At 60.3% G+C, this 13,756-nt stretch carries 13 protein-coding genes; 6 read left to right on the top strand and 7 right to left on the bottom strand.

Translation table 11 applies throughout. The features are described from left to right. Positions 1-893: sigma 54-interacting transcriptional regulator (locus tag DWA01_RS08570; RefSeq protein ID WP_136057698.1), on the top strand; the 893-nt coding region annotated here is incomplete at its 5' end. Between the two features lie 88 nt (positions 894-981). Here DWA01_RS08570 and DWA01_RS08575 read toward each other — a convergent pair. After that, on the bottom strand, positions 982-3,006 hold the full coding sequence (locus DWA01_RS08575; protein WP_114285434.1) for a sensor histidine kinase: 2,025 nt from the start codon (positions 3,004-3,006) through the stop codon (positions 982-984). 238 nt (positions 3,007-3,244) lie between these two features. Between DWA01_RS08575 and DWA01_RS08580 the strand changes: the two genes are divergently transcribed. Then, on the top strand, positions 3,245-4,318 hold the full coding sequence (locus tag DWA01_RS08580; RefSeq protein WP_114285435.1) for a 3-carboxy-cis,cis-muconate cycloisomerase: 1,074 nt from the start codon (positions 3,245-3,247) through the stop codon (positions 4,316-4,318). Positions 4,319-4,754: 436 nt separating this feature from the next. On the opposite strand, the gene DWA01_RS08590 is transcribed toward DWA01_RS08580, so the two are convergent. From DWA01_RS08590 to pobA, 6 genes are all read right to left on the bottom strand, one after another. Next, positions 4,755-5,585 carry a 3-oxoadipate:acetyl-CoA acetyltransferase gene (locus tag DWA01_RS08590; RefSeq protein WP_114285437.1) on the bottom strand — a complete coding sequence of 277 codons (831 nt, stop codon included), beginning with the start codon at positions 5,583-5,585 and terminating at the stop codon, positions 4,755-4,757. A 71-nt stretch (positions 5,586-5,656) separates the two neighbouring features. Beyond that, entirely contained in the window at positions 5,657-6,277 is a 621-nt protein-coding gene (gene pcaG / locus DWA01_RS08595) for a protocatechuate 3,4-dioxygenase subunit alpha (RefSeq protein ID WP_114285438.1), read from the bottom strand. A gap of 3 nt (positions 6,278-6,280) precedes the next feature. Beyond that, positions 6,281-7,006, bottom strand: a complete 726-nt coding sequence (pcaH, locus tag DWA01_RS08600) for a protocatechuate 3,4-dioxygenase subunit beta (protein WP_114285439.1) — start codon at positions 7,004-7,006, stop codon at positions 6,281-6,283. 36 nt (positions 7,007-7,042) lie between these two features. Further along, positions 7,043-7,420 carry a 4-carboxymuconolactone decarboxylase gene (gene pcaC / locus DWA01_RS08605; protein ID WP_114285440.1) on the bottom strand — a complete coding sequence of 126 codons (378 nt, stop codon included), beginning with the start codon at positions 7,418-7,420 and terminating at the stop codon, positions 7,043-7,045. Next, positions 7,413-8,201, bottom strand: coding sequence for a 3-oxoadipate enol-lactonase (gene pcaD / locus DWA01_RS08610; RefSeq protein ID WP_114285441.1), 789 nt, complete (start codon positions 8,199-8,201; stop codon positions 7,413-7,415). Before pcaD ends, pcaC begins: the two co-directional genes overlap by 8 nt. Next, positions 8,201-9,370 (bottom strand): 4-hydroxybenzoate 3-monooxygenase, encoded by a 1,170-nt coding sequence (gene pobA / locus DWA01_RS08615; RefSeq protein ID WP_114285442.1) that lies wholly within the window; start codon positions 9,368-9,370, stop codon positions 8,201-8,203. The genes pcaD and pobA overlap by 1 nt, the downstream gene beginning before the upstream one ends. Positions 9,371-9,461: 91 nt before the next feature. On the opposite strand from pobA, the gene pcaQ reads away from it, so the two are divergent. The 4 genes from pcaQ (at position 9,462) to DWA01_RS08635 (ending at position 13,500) form a co-directional block, all read left to right on the top strand. Next, positions 9,462-10,376, top strand: coding sequence for a pca operon transcription factor PcaQ (gene pcaQ, locus DWA01_RS08620; RefSeq protein ID WP_114285443.1), 915 nt, complete (start codon positions 9,462-9,464; stop codon positions 10,374-10,376). A 209-nt stretch (positions 10,377-10,585) separates the two neighbouring features. Continuing rightward, a complete protein-coding gene (locus DWA01_RS08625) occupies positions 10,586-11,632 on the top strand; it encodes a TRAP transporter substrate-binding protein (RefSeq protein ID WP_114285444.1) in 1,047 nt (348 codons plus the stop codon). Next, positions 11,632-12,141 (top strand): TRAP transporter small permease, encoded by a 510-nt coding sequence (locus tag DWA01_RS08630; RefSeq protein ID WP_114285445.1) that lies wholly within the window; start codon positions 11,632-11,634, stop codon positions 12,139-12,141. Before DWA01_RS08625 ends, DWA01_RS08630 begins: the two co-directional genes overlap by 1 nt. A gap of 3 nt (positions 12,142-12,144) precedes the next feature. Further along, the gene (locus DWA01_RS08635) at positions 12,145-13,500 is read left to right on the top strand and encodes a TRAP transporter large permease (RefSeq protein WP_114285446.1); all 1,356 of its coding nucleotides are present in this window, start codon (positions 12,145-12,147) and stop codon (positions 13,498-13,500) included. Positions 13,501-13,756 lie beyond the last annotated feature (256 nt).

Below are 13,756 nucleotides of genomic sequence, written 5' to 3' on the forward strand. Positions count from 1 at the left end.
CCGGCGCCCGGGGCCGGCTGCTTGGTGCGTCACCACAAATCAACATCGTGCGTGACATGCTGTGCAAAATCGCGCCGCTGCCGACCTCTGTCCTGTTCACCGGCGCCAGCGGCACCGGCAAAGAAATCGCCGCCCGCACCCTGCATTCCTTGTCAGACCGCGCCGATCAGCCGTTTGTGCCGATCAACTGCGCCGCGATCTCGCCCGACCATATTGCCGAAGAACTGTTCGGCGTGGTCGAAGGGGGGGATCAGCGCAAAGACGGGCTGTTCCTGCACGCCGACGGTGGCACGCTGTTTCTGGATGAGATCGCCCATCTGCCCGCCCAGGTGCAGGCCACACTGTTGCGGGTGCTGGAAGATCACCGCATCCGCCCTTCTGGTTCGGAACGTGAAATTCCGCTGAACCTGCGCATCCTGTTTGCCACCAATGCTGATTTGCAGGCGCGGGTGGCCGAGGGCAGCTTCCGCGCCGACCTGTATCACCGCATCAACGTCATCAATATCGAAATGCCCACGCTGGAAGACCGTGCCGAAGATGTGGTCGAACTGGCGGCGCTGTTTATGGGGCAGATTTCCCGCGGGCTTGGCCTGCCGGCGCTGGAGCTGAATGACCGCATCCTGCTGAACTTGCGGCGCTACAGCTGGCCCGGGAACGTGCGCGAGTTGCGCAATCTCATTGAGCGTTCGGTTATTCTGGGGGGCTTTCCGCCGGAATTTGCCGGCGCCGGTAAGGTGACCGGATCTGAGGCGGTTGAGTCACTGGAACTGGTGGAACAACGCCATATTCTGCATGTGCTGGATGCGTGTAACGGCAACCGTGCAGAAGCCGCGCGCCGGCTCGGAGTATCGCGCAAAACCATCGACCGGAAATACGCCATCTGGGAATGTTAAAGCGTATCGCGTCAGAGACCGGTCAGCGCATCACTCTGGTTGGCGGGTCAGCGTTTGTAAAACAAGCGTGGTCGTCAGCCAAAGTGAGTCAATATGAACGCGAAATGCTCTGAACTGCCGCCTCGCTCACAACCGCTTCTGGTAACCAGACCGTAAACGCGGTGCCGGTTCCGGTGTTCATGCCAGCGCCTGTGCCCATACCAGTGCCATCGTCGCTGCCGCTGTCGACGGTAATGATACCGCCGGCGCGCTGCACCAGGGTCTGGCTGATCGACAGGCCCAGCCCGGTGCCTTCGCCCGGTTTGGTGGTGAAAAACGGATCAAACACATTTTCAGCAATGCCGGGGGCAAGCCCGCTGCCATTGTCTCTGACGGTGATCGCTACCCCGCTGCCGCCCTCATGCGGCCTTGAGATTATGCGCAGGGTCAGGGTGCCGTCCCCTTTCATCGCCTGCAGCGCGTTCATAATCAGATTGATCAGCACCTGTTGCAGCTCGCCCGGATCCATCCGCACCTCTGGCGCGGCGCTGAAATCGCGGATCACCCTGGTGTCGCCCTGGCTGATACCAAAGCCAACCAGCACCAGACAATCTTCCAGCACAGCGCGGACGTCCACGCTCTCGTGCGCACCGCTGAATTCGCCGGGACGGGCGAACTGAAGCAGTTTGCCGACTATCGCGGTGATGCGCAGCACCTGTTGGTCAATCAGGGCGAATTCGGTGCGCACCTCTGCACCATTGGGGCCCAATAATTCGCGCATCACATCTACATTGCCCTGTATCACCGCCACCGGATTGTTTATTTCATGTGCAACGCCTGCGGTTATTTCCCCAATGGACGCAAGTTTTTCCGACACCACCAATTGCTGAAACGTGCTCTCCAACTTTTTGTTGGCGGCGCGTAATTCCTCGGTGCGCTGCTCCACACGTTCGTTCAGCTCCTCCGCCCAGTCGCGCAAATCCCGGTCCCGATCGCGCACCTGATCCAGCAGCGTATCCAGGTGAAACGCCACCTGGGCGATCTCATCCCGTGCGCCCACAGGCCCGATGCGCGCTTCCAGATCACCGGCCTCCACCAGGCTCATGGTTTTTGTCATCCGCTCCAGCGGCGAAAAAATGCCGCGCGCCATGCGCAGAAACAGCGGCACCGACAGGCCCACCACCACCATAAAGGCGGCGAATATCGACCAGTATGCCGATTGTTTTGCCGCCCGGTAAGGCGCTTCGAGAAAACCGACATACAACATGCCAACGCGTTTTCCAAAACTGTCTTCCAGCGGCAGATAGCCGGAAATATACCAGTCGTTGACCACAAACGCGCGGTCAAGCCAAGTGCGCCCGTCGCCCAGAACCGTGCCGCGCACCGCTGCAGACACCCGGGTTCCCAACGCGCGCACGTCCTCAAACAGGCGCACATTGGTGCTGACCCGGACGTCTTCCAGAAACAGCGTTGCGGTGCCCTGGCGCGCGTCCCCGGTGTCACCCGCGCGGTAGACCAGGTCATTGATCGTATCGATAAATCCCAGGTTGCGGTTCAGCAGCGTGCCGCCGACCAGCACGCCTTCAAAGCCGGTGACAGAAACCCGCGCCGCTGTGTGCACCACCATGCCCCGGTCTTCAGTGGTGCGGGTGGTGGGCACTGCCGCTTCAGTCTTGATCAGCGGAATGCGCGCCTGTTCTGCCATCGGTTCCGAGATCGCGCGCAGCCCGGACATCGGGAAAATATCGATCGCCGAGCGCGACCCGTCCTGAAGCGCGCTTTGCACCACCGGCCAGGGGTTTTCCGCCGCAGTCTCCCTGGGCAGATAGGTCAGGAAATCAAGACCAAGACGGGTGCGGTAGCTCTCCAGTAACCGAGCAAACGCCGGGCCCCGGCTGTGAAGTGCATCCGCGAAAGTCACCGAATTCGCCAGGCCCTGAACGTCGGTCTCACTGCTCTCCAGCAGCCGTTGCAGATATTGTTCCGCAATGCGCAGATCGCTGGCCACATTGGCGATCAGCAGCGCATCATAGCGCGCGGTCCAGCGGTTTATCCCGACCGCGAGCATCAGCGGCAGCAGCACCACCAGCGGCAGCAGCGCCAGAATTAAAAGCCGCAGCCGGACGGATTTCACAACGCTGTTCCTTTCGGTCGGGGTTCCCGGTCATATGTGTTTTCCTTTAGAACACGCGGCCTTGCCCCAGGCAAATTTGTTTTGCCGGCGCCCGGCGACGCGCAGTACAGTAAACCCGGGAGAAGCTTCTGTTCTTCAACGCAAAACCGTATAGTCTGCACTGGGACAAGCGATGGGAGAGCTTGGCTGTGCGGCTTGGAGTCGGGCCAGACGCATCTCAGGACAGGAAGGCGCGACGATGAACTATCTGACCCTGCAAAACCAGTGTTTTTCCGGCCTGTTTGAGGATGAGGCGGTGGCGCAGGAATTTGGCACTGCCGCCACGCTCGGACGTTTTCTGGCCTTTGAAATCGCCCTGACCCGTGCCCTCGCTGGGGCGGGCGTGGTGGATCAGCCCACCGCCGCCTCGGCTGTGGCTCAGATGCACACATTCCATCCGGATCTCGCGGCCATCGCCCGCGCGGTCCCGTTTGACGGGTTGCCGGTTCCAGAATTCGCCCGCCAGCTCAAGGCCCATATCGGGGTGAAACTCGCCCATGCGGTTCACACCGGCGCCACCAGCCAGGATTTGATCGATACTGCGATGATACTGGCGATAAAAGAGCTGAACCTGCTGCTTGCGACACGGCTGAAGCAGGTGATCGCCACCCTGACAGAGCTGAGCGCGGCGCAGGGGGGCAATGCGCTGATGGCGCGTACCAGAATGCAGGCGGCACTGCCCATTACTGTGGCCGAACGCCTTCAGACCTGGCAGCTGCCACTTTCGAGCCACCTGGAGCGGCTGCAACAACTGCGCCCGCGGCTTGAGAAAATGCAATTTGGCGGTGCTGTCGGGGACCGTGCGCTGCCCACTGGTGCGGGTGAAACCGTCGCACGGCAGATGGCGCAGACTTTGGGCTTGCACCACGCAGACAAGGCCTGGCACAGCATGCGGGACGGGGTGGCGGACTATGCCAGCTGGCTGTCTCTGGTGACTGGCAGCCTCGGAAAAATGGGCCAGGATATCTGCCTGATGGCGCAGCAGGGCCTGGATGAGATCCGCCTCAGCGGCGCCGGCAGCAGCTCAGCAATGCCCCATAAACAAAACCCGGTGCAGGCGGAAATGCTGGTCAGTTTTGCCCGCTATAACGCAGTGCAACTCGGCGGGATGCACCAGGCGCTGGTGCATGAACAGGAACGCTCCGGTGCGGCCTGGACGCTGGAATGGATGATACTGCCAGCAATGGTGGCGGTGACTGTCAGGGCTTTGGCCAGTGCAGATAATCTGCTCAAAAACGTAGAGCAGATCGGGGCGCCATCCTCTGCTCCATGAGAATTATCATGGATTTCTGACCTGACATCCGGATGAGGGGGCAGGGCCGCGCCGCGCTTACGCGCGGCGCGGCCCTGCGGGTGGCTCACAAACGGTGCGGCCTGTTTTCATGTTCAATCCTCGCTCCGCTGCGGCTACTTCCCTGCGGCGTTCCCGCAGCGGCCCCCGAAGTAATCCGTGCAGCCGCACCTTCAGCCGTACTTTCAACTGTCCCCGCTTCAATGCGTGCACCAGCCCGGCGCATACCCGGTCAGCGCAGCGGTAGTTGCAGGAATTCGCGGGCCTGTTGCCAGCCTGCCACCGGTCACCCATATTTTTTGCGCACAGATAGTCCGCCAGCCGCCTCAGCGCCGCATTGCCAGGGACCAGCGTGTTGCGGCCCACCGTATATTCTCTTCCGCGGGTACCTTGTCTATGACAGTCCCTGCCAGCCGCCTCAGCGCAGCGGTACTTGCAGGATCTCGCGCGCCTGTTGCCAGCTTGCCACCGGCCGCTCGTATTTGCTGCAGAGTTCCACCGCGCGGCTTACCAGCGCTGCGTTGCTCGGGGCGAGCGTATTGCGGTCCAGCCGGATATTGTCTTCCAGCCCGCAGCGGGTGTGGCCACCAGCGGCAATGGCCCAGTCATTTACGGTGATCTGATGGCGGCCGATGCCGGCGGCACACCACGCGGCTTCAGGTGCCAGCCGCTCAACGGTTTTAATATAATAATCAAACACATCCTTATCGACCGGCATGGCGTTTTTAACCCCCATCACAAACTGGACATACAGTTGGCCGGGGATGCGCCCGTCGCGGTTCATCGCCACCGCCTGGTGGATATGGCTGAGATCAAAAGCCTCAATCTCGGGTTTCACCTGATACTGCCGCATTTCCCCGGCCAGCCAGTCCACCAGATCCGGCGCGTTCTGATACACCCGTGTCGGGAAATTGTTGGAGCCGACCGACAGCGACGCCATGTCCGGCGACAGGGGCAACATGCCGCCGCGTTCTTTGTCTGCACCCGAGCGCCCACCGGTGGAGAGCTGGATGATCATGCCGGGGCAATGTGTTTTCAGCCCTTCCATCAGGCGGGCGAATTTTTCCGGGTCACTGCTGGTGGTGCCGTCGTCATTGCGCACATGGCAATGGGCGATGCTGGCCCCGGCCTCAAAGGCTTCATGGGTGCTTTCCACCTGCTCGCTTACGGTGATTGGCACCGCCGGGTTGTCGGCTTTTGTCGGTACTGAGCCGGTGATCGCAACACAGATGATGCAGGGTTTTGTCATGGGGCAGCCTTTGCAATATATATAGGGTTCAAAGCGGTGCGGGCGCGCCCGGAATGCCGCCTCTGCGCGGATCAGATGTCGAAAAACACCGTTTCGCCATCGCCCTGTAGCCGGATGTCAAAATGGTACACTACTGCGTCGCCGCGCAGCTCCCGCCGCGCGATCAACGTGTCGCGGCGCGCCGGTTGTTCGATCAGCGCCAGCACCGGGTCCGTGCGGTTGGCGGCGTCCTCATCGGAAAAATACAGCCGCGTGTTCAAGCCGATATTGATGCCGCGTGCCACCAGCCACAGGTTGATATGGGGCGCCATCACCGTGCCGGAGCGCCCGGCGACAGCACCAGGTTTCAAGGTGTCAAAACCAAACACTCCGCTATCAAAATCGGGGATGATCCGGCCCCAGCCGCGAAAACCCTCTTCTACCTCGCCGGCATGTTCCGGATGCGCATAGATGCCCGCTGCATTGGCCTGCCAGGCTTCGATCAGCACGTCTTTCACCGGGGTGTCTGTACCGTCAAACACATGGCCCTCAATCCGGATACGTTCGCCGCCCGCATGGGGGCCGGCGATGTCCCGGCCCAACTCCTGGCGGTATATGTCAAAACCCGCAGCCCCCGGCGCAAGGCCGATATGAACAAAGGGCCCAGCGGTTTGCGCGACGGTTTCTTTCAGGTAATCAAGCTCTTGTGCCATGGATCAATTGCCCTCCAGCCGGTTTTCAAACAGGGTCGAACGCCGTCCTCTCAGAACGATATCAAATTTGTAGGCGATGCTGTCCAGCGGGATACTTGCGTTAAGATCCAGCCGGGCAATCAGTTGTGCGATCGCGTCGGCATCAGGCACCGCGTTCACAATCGGACATTTGGCAATCAGCGGGTCGCCTTCAAAATAGAGCTGGGTCACCAGACGCTGGGCAAAAGCCGACCCAAAGACCGACACGTGAATATGCGCCGGACGCCAGCTGTTCACCTGGTTGCGCCACGGATAAGCCCCGGGTTTCACCGTGCGGAAGAAATAATAACCGTTCTCATCGCTCAGCGTACGGCCGCAGCCGCCAAAATTCGGGTCCACCGGCGCCAGGTAGCTGTCTTTCTTGTGCCGGTAACGCCCGCCGGCATTGGCCTGCCAGATCTCGATCAGCGCGCCCTTCACCGGGTTGCGGTTTTCATCCAGAACCCGGCCATGGACAATGATACGCTCACCGATCGGATCGCCGGTATGGGCGTAGTTTTTGATCAGATCATTGTCGATCGCATCGATGTCACCCTGGCCAAACACCGGGCCGGTGATTTCGCTGGCGGTGTTTTCAAGGCTTAGCAGCGGATAGTTCGGCGACCTGGTCACCGAGGTTTTATACGCCGGAGCCAACGCCGGCGGCTGAATGCTGCGGTCACGTTGGTAAAATTCGCCGGGTTTTGGCATGTCGACTGTCTCCCTCAGCATCCGGGCAGGTCCGGATCAGCTCTGTTCCATCTCATCATAGGTCTGTTTCGCCAGTTTCAGCGCCTGATTTGCCCGTGGCACACCTGCATAGAGCGCCACGTGCTGAAACGCCTCCTGAATATCGCGTTTGCTGGCACCGGTGTTTTTGGTGGCCCGAATGTGCATCGGGATTTCCTCAAAATTCCCCAGTGCCGCCAGCAGCGCCAGTGTCAGCATTGAGCGTTCGCGCGGGCTGATGCCGTCGCTGGCCCAGACCGTGCCCCAGGCAGCCTCGGTGATCAACTGCTGGAACGGCGCGTCCAGATCAGACTTTTGCGCCTCCACCCGGTCCACATGCGCGTCCCCAAGCACGGAACGCCGGACCTCCATCCCTCTTTGATACCGTTCAGACATGGGAGACCTCCTTTAAAAACCCGACTAACAACCTGGCATAATGATCCGGTGCTTCAACGCAGGGCAGGTGGCCTGCGCCTTCAATCATCTCAAATCTGGCGCCCGTTATCAGATCGATCGTCGCTTTGACCTGGTCCGGCGGGCTGGCCCCGTCTTCACTGCCGGCAATGCCCAGAACCGGCAGCGTCAGCGCGGCGGTGCTGGCGCTCAGCTCACAGCCTGCGATGGCCGCACAGGCCCCTGCATAACCCTCCGCTGGGGTGCGGATCAGCATGCTCTTCCAGGCATCCAGATCGGGAGACTTGCGGAACTCGCTGCCAAACCAGCGCAGCATAATCTGGTCGGCCATCGCCGCCATGCCATCGGCACGCACATCGTCGATGCGCAGCTGCCACAGGGTGGGATCGCCCATCTTCACCGCGGTATTGGACAGCACCAAAGCCCGGATCAGATCGGGGCGCTGTGCGGCCAGTGCCTGGCCCACCATACCGCCAAGGGACAGCCCGACAAAGACGCAGCCAGAGACCTCCAGCATGTCCAGCAGTCCGGCACAATCCTGCACCAGATCATCCAGCGCATAGGGGGCAGGCGGGCAGGACGACAGCCCGTGGCCACGCATGTCAAACCGGATCAGGCGCAGATGCTGCGGCAGAAGCAAGACAATGTCATCCCACAGGCGCAGATCGGTGCCGAGCGAATTGGCAAAGACTACCGGCGCACCGTTTGGATCGCCGTCCTGACGCCAATGAAGGCTGGCATGTTTAAGCTTTGCAATCCGCATCAGTAGGGCAACCCCACATAATTCTGCGCAAACACTTTCTGCGCGGTTTCATTCTCGCGCAGGAACTCAAGCTCCGCACGCTGCATCTTCAGATCAAAAGCGCTTTGTTCGGGGAACCGGTGCAGCATATTGGTCATCGACCAGCTGAACCGCTCGGCCTTCCAGACCCGCGCCAGTGCTTTTTCAGAATACCGCTCAAGCCCTTCGCTGTCATTGTCTTCAAACTGCTGTATCAGCCCGTGATACAGGTAATAAATGTCAGAGGCGGCGGTGTTGAGCCCCTTGGCCCCGGTTGGCGGCACGATATGGGCGGCATCTCCACAAAGGAACAGGCGCCCCCAGCGCATCGGCTCACAGACAAAAGAGCGCAGAGGTGCGATGGACTTTTCGATCGAGGCGCCGGTGATCAGCGCCTCGGCCGCCGCATCCGGAATGCGCCGCCGCAACTCGTCCCAGAACATCTGATCGCTCCAGTCCTGGGGGCTGTCCGACAGCAGGCACTGGATGTAATAGCGGCTGAGATTTGCATTGCGCATCGAACACAGCGCAAAGCCGCGCTCCGAACTGGAATAAATCAGCTCCTCGTTCACTGGCGGCGTTTCTGACAACACCCCCAACCAGCCAAACGGATAGGTCTTTTCATATTCGCGCCGCACCGACAGCGGAATGGTCTGACGGCTGACGCCATGAAACCCGTCACATCCGGCGATATAATCACAGTCAATGCGCTGTTCATTGCCTTCCAGCCGATAGGTCACCGACGGCCTGTCAGTGCCGGCGTCATGGATCACCACATCTTCGACATTAAAGACAATCTCAGCGCCCGCTGCTTCCCGCGCGTCATAAAGGTCGCGCGTCAGTTCGGTCTGGCCATAGACGGTGACGCTGGTGCCGGTGTGTTTCCTGAAGTTGACCTCGAACTGTTCATTGCCATAGGCGATCAACGTGCCGTCATGAGTGAAGCACTCACGATCCAGCCGCGTGGCAACACCGGCTTCGCGCATCAGATCGACAAAGCCGACCTCCAGAATGCCCGCCCGGATCCGCCCCAGCACATAGTCCCGGGTTTTACGCTCCAGCACGATCGTGTCGATCCCTTTGCGGTGCAGCAACTGCGCCAGCAAAAGCCCGGACGGACCGCCGCCGATAATGACCACTTGTGTTCTCATGCCAACTCCTTCTGCCCTCCAAAATGACCAGGTGTTTTAGGTATGTAAAATGAGATATCGTGCGGAATAGTTTTCAGAATCGGAAAGTAATATGATCGACCGGCGCATTAAGTTCCGACATATTCAGTGTTTTGTCGAAATAAACCGGCAGAAAAGCATGAAAAAAGCCGCGGAAAATCTGTTTCTGACTCAGCCGGCGATCTCCAAAACCATGAAAGAGCTGGAGCAGATAGTTGACGCGGTGCTGTTGACCCGTAGCCGGGCCGGGATCTCGCTGACCAAACAGGGTGAAGTGTTCCTGCATTTCGCTGAAATGTCAGTCGCCGCGCTTCAGCAGGGGCTGGACGGGGTCGAACAGATCGGCCGCAAGGGCAAAACCACGCTGGCGGTCGGCGCTCTGCCCAGCGTGGCGGCGCGGTTGATGCCGGCGGTGGCGCTGGAATTTGCCGCGCTGTCACCGGAAACCGTGCTGCAGATATCCGACGGGCCGCACGGGCATCTGGTTGAACGCCTGCGCCACGGCAGTCTCAACCTTGTCATCGGGCGGGTGGGGGCGCCGGAGACGATGCAGGGCATCACCTTCACACAGCTCTATAATGAGCACGTGGAATTTGTGGTCCGCCCCGGTCATCCCATACTGAAGGATCCGGTGCTGTCGCGTATATCCGACTGGCTGGTGATTTACCCGGCACAGGGCTCGGCGATCCGCCCGCTGGTGGAACGCTACCTGATCGAGAACGGTGTCGGGGATCTGCCCAACCGGCTGGAAACGGTTTCTGGGGCCTTTGGTCGTGGATTTACCCGAAATTCGGACGCAATATGGATCATCTCCGCCGGGGTGGTCGCCAATGAAATCGCAGAGGGCCGCCTCACACGTCTGCCGTTTGATACCAGCATCACCAAAGGGCCGGTCGGCCTGATGACCCGGCCGGATACCACCCCGTCAAAAGAGGAGCAAATTTTCAACATCGCGGTCAAAAATGTGCTGAAATCGCTGCAACTCTGACCCCAAACCGGGCCTATACTTGCCGCTTTTCAGAACTAAGCCGTATCGTTTGTCATTTTACAACATCGATTCGTTCAGTTTAATTTTGTTCCGGGAACCACATCTCTGCGCTGCCACGTCTGATTAAAAAGGGCGCGGCGGTGCAACAGAAATAATTTGTCGACAGCCGGCGCAGCCGGAGGTCTTTCATCACCTAGTGGGAGGACTCTATGACTATTTTAAAATCACTCAGCACACTTGCGACCGGTCTGGTGCTCGGGCTTGTCTCAGTACAAGCCTCCTTTGCCCAGGCCGAGTTTGAATTCAAACTGCACCATTTTCTAAGCGCCAAAGCACCGGCACAGTCCAAAATGCTGGAACCCTGGGCCCGCGCAGTTGAAGCCAATTCGGGCGGTCGGGTGAGTATCGAAATCTACCCGTCGATGACGCTGGGCGGACGCCCGCCCGAGCTGATCAACCAGGTGCGCGACGGGGTTGTCGATCTGGTCTGGACCGTAAACGGCTACACGCCGGGCCTGTTCCCGCGCACCGAAGTGTTTGAACTGCCCAATGTGTTCATCAACGACCCCAAAGCGGCCAACCTGGCGATGGCGGATCTGTTTGAGAGCGACCTGGCTGCGGATTATAAAGGTGTCGAGGTGATGTTCCTGCATGTCCATGCGGGCAATGGCATCCATATGCGCGACACAGCGGTGCGCAGCCCGGCCGATCTTGCCGGGATGAAAATGCGCATCCCGACCCGGACCGGCGCCTGGGTGATCGAAGCGCTTGGCGCTTCACCGGCAGCGATGCCTGTGCCGGAACTGCCACCGGCGCTGCAAAAAGGCGTGATTGACGGTGCATTCATCCCCTGGGAAATCATTCCACCGCTGAAGATCCAGGAACAGACTGAGTATCAGATCGAAGGCGCTGGCAAACGGCGTTTTGGCACCACGGTGTTCCAGGTCTCGATGAACAGCGCCCGCTGGGGCGGCCTGCCGGAGGACATCCAAAAAGCGTTCCGCGACGCCTCTGGCCCCGAATGGCTGGCCGAGGTCGGCGACATCTGGCGTGCCTCTGACGAGTTTGGCATCAAAATGGCGCAGGAGTCCGGAAATACGCTGATCACGCTCAGCGACGCGGAAACCGCGGTGTTTACTGAGACGCTGGAACCAGTGGTGGACCGCTGGATCGGCGAAGTCTCTTCAAAAGGCATCGATGGCGCCGCTCTGGTCGCCAAAGCCCGCGCCGCAATGGCCGCGCGTGCATCTGACTGATGGCAGATGCTGACAACAAAAGCGGCACCGGACTTTCCGGTGTCGCGCGCCAACTGATTTTTGGCTGGGCCATGCTGGGCGGCTTTGTGCTGCTGGCGGTGGTCGCGATCAATATGGCCTCGGTGATCGGAGGTTTTTTTGGCAAACCTTTCCCGGGCGATTTTGAACTGACCGAAGTCGGTGTCGCTGTCGCGGCGTTTTCGTTTCTGCCCTGGTGCCAGATCTCCGGCGGCAATGTGACCGCGGACATCTTTACTGCCGGTGCATCAAAGCGTGCGGTGGCGTTCTTCACCCTGCTGGGCTCGCTGGTGGCGTTGCTGTTCAGCGTGATCCTGATCTGGCGCATGTATGCCGGGATGCTGGACCAGAAAGAATACGGTTATACCACCGCTATTCTGCAGTTCCCCCACTGGATGGCCTTCGTGCCGATCCTGATTTCGCTGGCGCTGCTGGCGTTGGCCTCCGCGGTCACCCTGCGTGAGAACTTTAACTCAGTTGTCAAAGGTTAAAGCATGACGGACGCGATCTCTCTCGGGCTGGGAAGCCTGGTTGTTCTGGTGCTGCTGATCGGCATCCGCATGCCCATTGCCTATGCGATGATTCTGGTCGGCGGTATCGGCACCATGATGCTGAGCGGGCCGGCGCTGGTGTTCAGCCAGCTGAAGACCCTGGCGTATGGTCAGTTCTCAATCTACGATCTCTCGGTGGTGCCGATGTTTGTGTTGATGGGGGCGATCGCCTCCAAGGCCGGGCTGAGCCAGGCGCTGTTCCGTGCCGCCAACGCCTGGTTGGGCTGGATGCGCGGCGGCACTGCGATGGCCGCGATTGCCGGCTGTGCGGGATTTGGGGCGGTCTGTGGGTCGTCGCTGGCGACCGCTTCGACCATGGGCAAGGTGGCGCTGCCGGAGTTGCGGCGTTATAAATATTCCGGCGCGCTGGCCACCGGTACCCTGGCTGCAGGCGGTGTGCTTGGCATCCTGATCCCGCCCTCTGTGGTGCTGATCATCTATGCCATCATCGTTGAGGCCAATATCGTCACCCTGTTTATGGCGGCGCTCATCCCCGGCTTGATGGCGGTGGTGCTGTTTATTCTGACCATCGCGATCTATGTGAAAATATGGCCCGAGGCCGGCCCCAAAGGCGGCGTGCCGGAGCGAGCGGAATTTATCGCTGCGACGCTGGGGGCGGTGCCGGTTGTGGTGATCTTCGGACTGGTGATCGGCGGTATCTATACCGGGCTGTTCAACCCCACACCCGCAGCGGCGGTCGGGGTGTTCCTGGTGCTCGCTTTCGGGCTTCTGCAACGCAAGATTCGCTTTGGCGACCTGATCAGCGCATTGCAGGAAACCGCCTCTACAACCGGCATGATCTATCTGATCTTGCTGGGGGCGGAACTGCTCAAGATTTTCATGTCACGCGTGGGCCTGCCACAAGAAGCTGCGTCCTGGATCGCTGGTTCCGGCCTCAGCCCGATGGTGATCATGGTGCTGTTGCTGGTGGCGCTGATCCTGCTGGGCTGCCTGATGGACAGCCTGTCGATGATCCTGCTGGTGATCCCGTTCTTCTGGCCGGTGCTGATCGAGGTGAACGGTGGCATCTACCAGGGCGCCGAAGGCTCGGGTTATGGCATGAGCACCGAGGACCTGAAGATCTGGTTTGGCATTCTGGCGCTGATTGTGGTCGAGCTGGGACTGATCACACCGCCGGTGGGGATGAATGTGTTTGTGATCTCCTCGCTGGCGCGGGACATCCCGATGATCGAAACCTTCAAAGGTGTGGTACCGTTTTTTCTCGCTGAAGTGCTGCGGGTGGTGGTGCTGGTCTCGTTCCCGGCAATCACTCTGTGGCTGCCTGGCGTGCTGAGCTGACACCCGCTGCGCCGGCTCCCTCCATGGCGGCATTGCGCCGCCAGAGCGGTCCGGGGCGACGCCGGGGACGATGTGATGCAAGGTATCACCGCCCCGGTCTGCGGCCGGGCGGAACGCTGCGAGGGCGCGGGTGGGCCTGGCTGGCCCGGCGTGGCGGGCCAGCCAGGCTTCCCCGCGCCTGGCGGCACCATGGGCTTTTCTGTCTGTGTGCCTGCGGCGGGGGCCGGAATCCTCAAGGAAATCAGCGCTGCATCCC

It is taken from the genome of Candidatus Halocynthiibacter alkanivorans (genome assembly GCF_003333265.1).
GTDB classification, from domain to species: domain Bacteria; phylum Pseudomonadota; class Alphaproteobacteria; order Rhodobacterales; family Rhodobacteraceae; genus Halocyntiibacter_A; species Halocyntiibacter_A alkanivorans.

Bases quoted from the DNA above. Each gene is read 5' to 3' on its own strand.
- pcaH (WP_114285439.1), bottom strand. From the start codon at position 7,006: ATGCCAAAACCCGGCGAATTTTACCAACGTGACCGCAGCATTCAGCCG.
- pcaD (WP_114285441.1), bottom strand. From the start codon at position 8,201: ATGCGGATTGCAAAGCTTAAACATGCCAGCCTTCATTGGCGTCAGGAC.
- pcaG (WP_114285438.1), bottom strand. From the start codon at position 6,277: ATGGCACAAGAGCTTGATTACCTGAAAGAAACCGTCGCGCAAACCGCT.
- DWA01_RS08635 (WP_114285446.1), top strand. From the start codon at position 12,145: ATGACGGACGCGATCTCTCTCGGGCTGGGAAGCCTGGTTGTTCTGGTG.
- pcaQ (WP_114285443.1), top strand. From the start codon at position 9,462: ATGATCGACCGGCGCATTAAGTTCCGACATATTCAGTGTTTTGTCGAA.
- DWA01_RS08625 (WP_114285444.1), top strand. From the start codon at position 10,586: ATGACTATTTTAAAATCACTCAGCACACTTGCGACCGGTCTGGTGCTC.
- pcaC (WP_114285440.1), bottom strand. From the start codon at position 7,420: ATGTCTGAACGGTATCAAAGAGGGATGGAGGTCCGGCGTTCCGTGCTT.
- pobA (WP_114285442.1), bottom strand. From the start codon at position 9,370: ATGAGAACACAAGTGGTCATTATCGGCGGCGGTCCGTCCGGGCTTTTG.
- DWA01_RS08590 (WP_114285437.1), bottom strand. From the start codon at position 5,585: ATGACAAAACCCTGCATCATCTGTGTTGCGATCACCGGCTCAGTACCG.
- DWA01_RS08630 (WP_114285445.1), top strand. From the start codon at position 11,632: ATGGCAGATGCTGACAACAAAAGCGGCACCGGACTTTCCGGTGTCGCG.
- DWA01_RS08580 (WP_114285435.1), top strand. From the start codon at position 3,245: ATGAACTATCTGACCCTGCAAAACCAGTGTTTTTCCGGCCTGTTTGAG.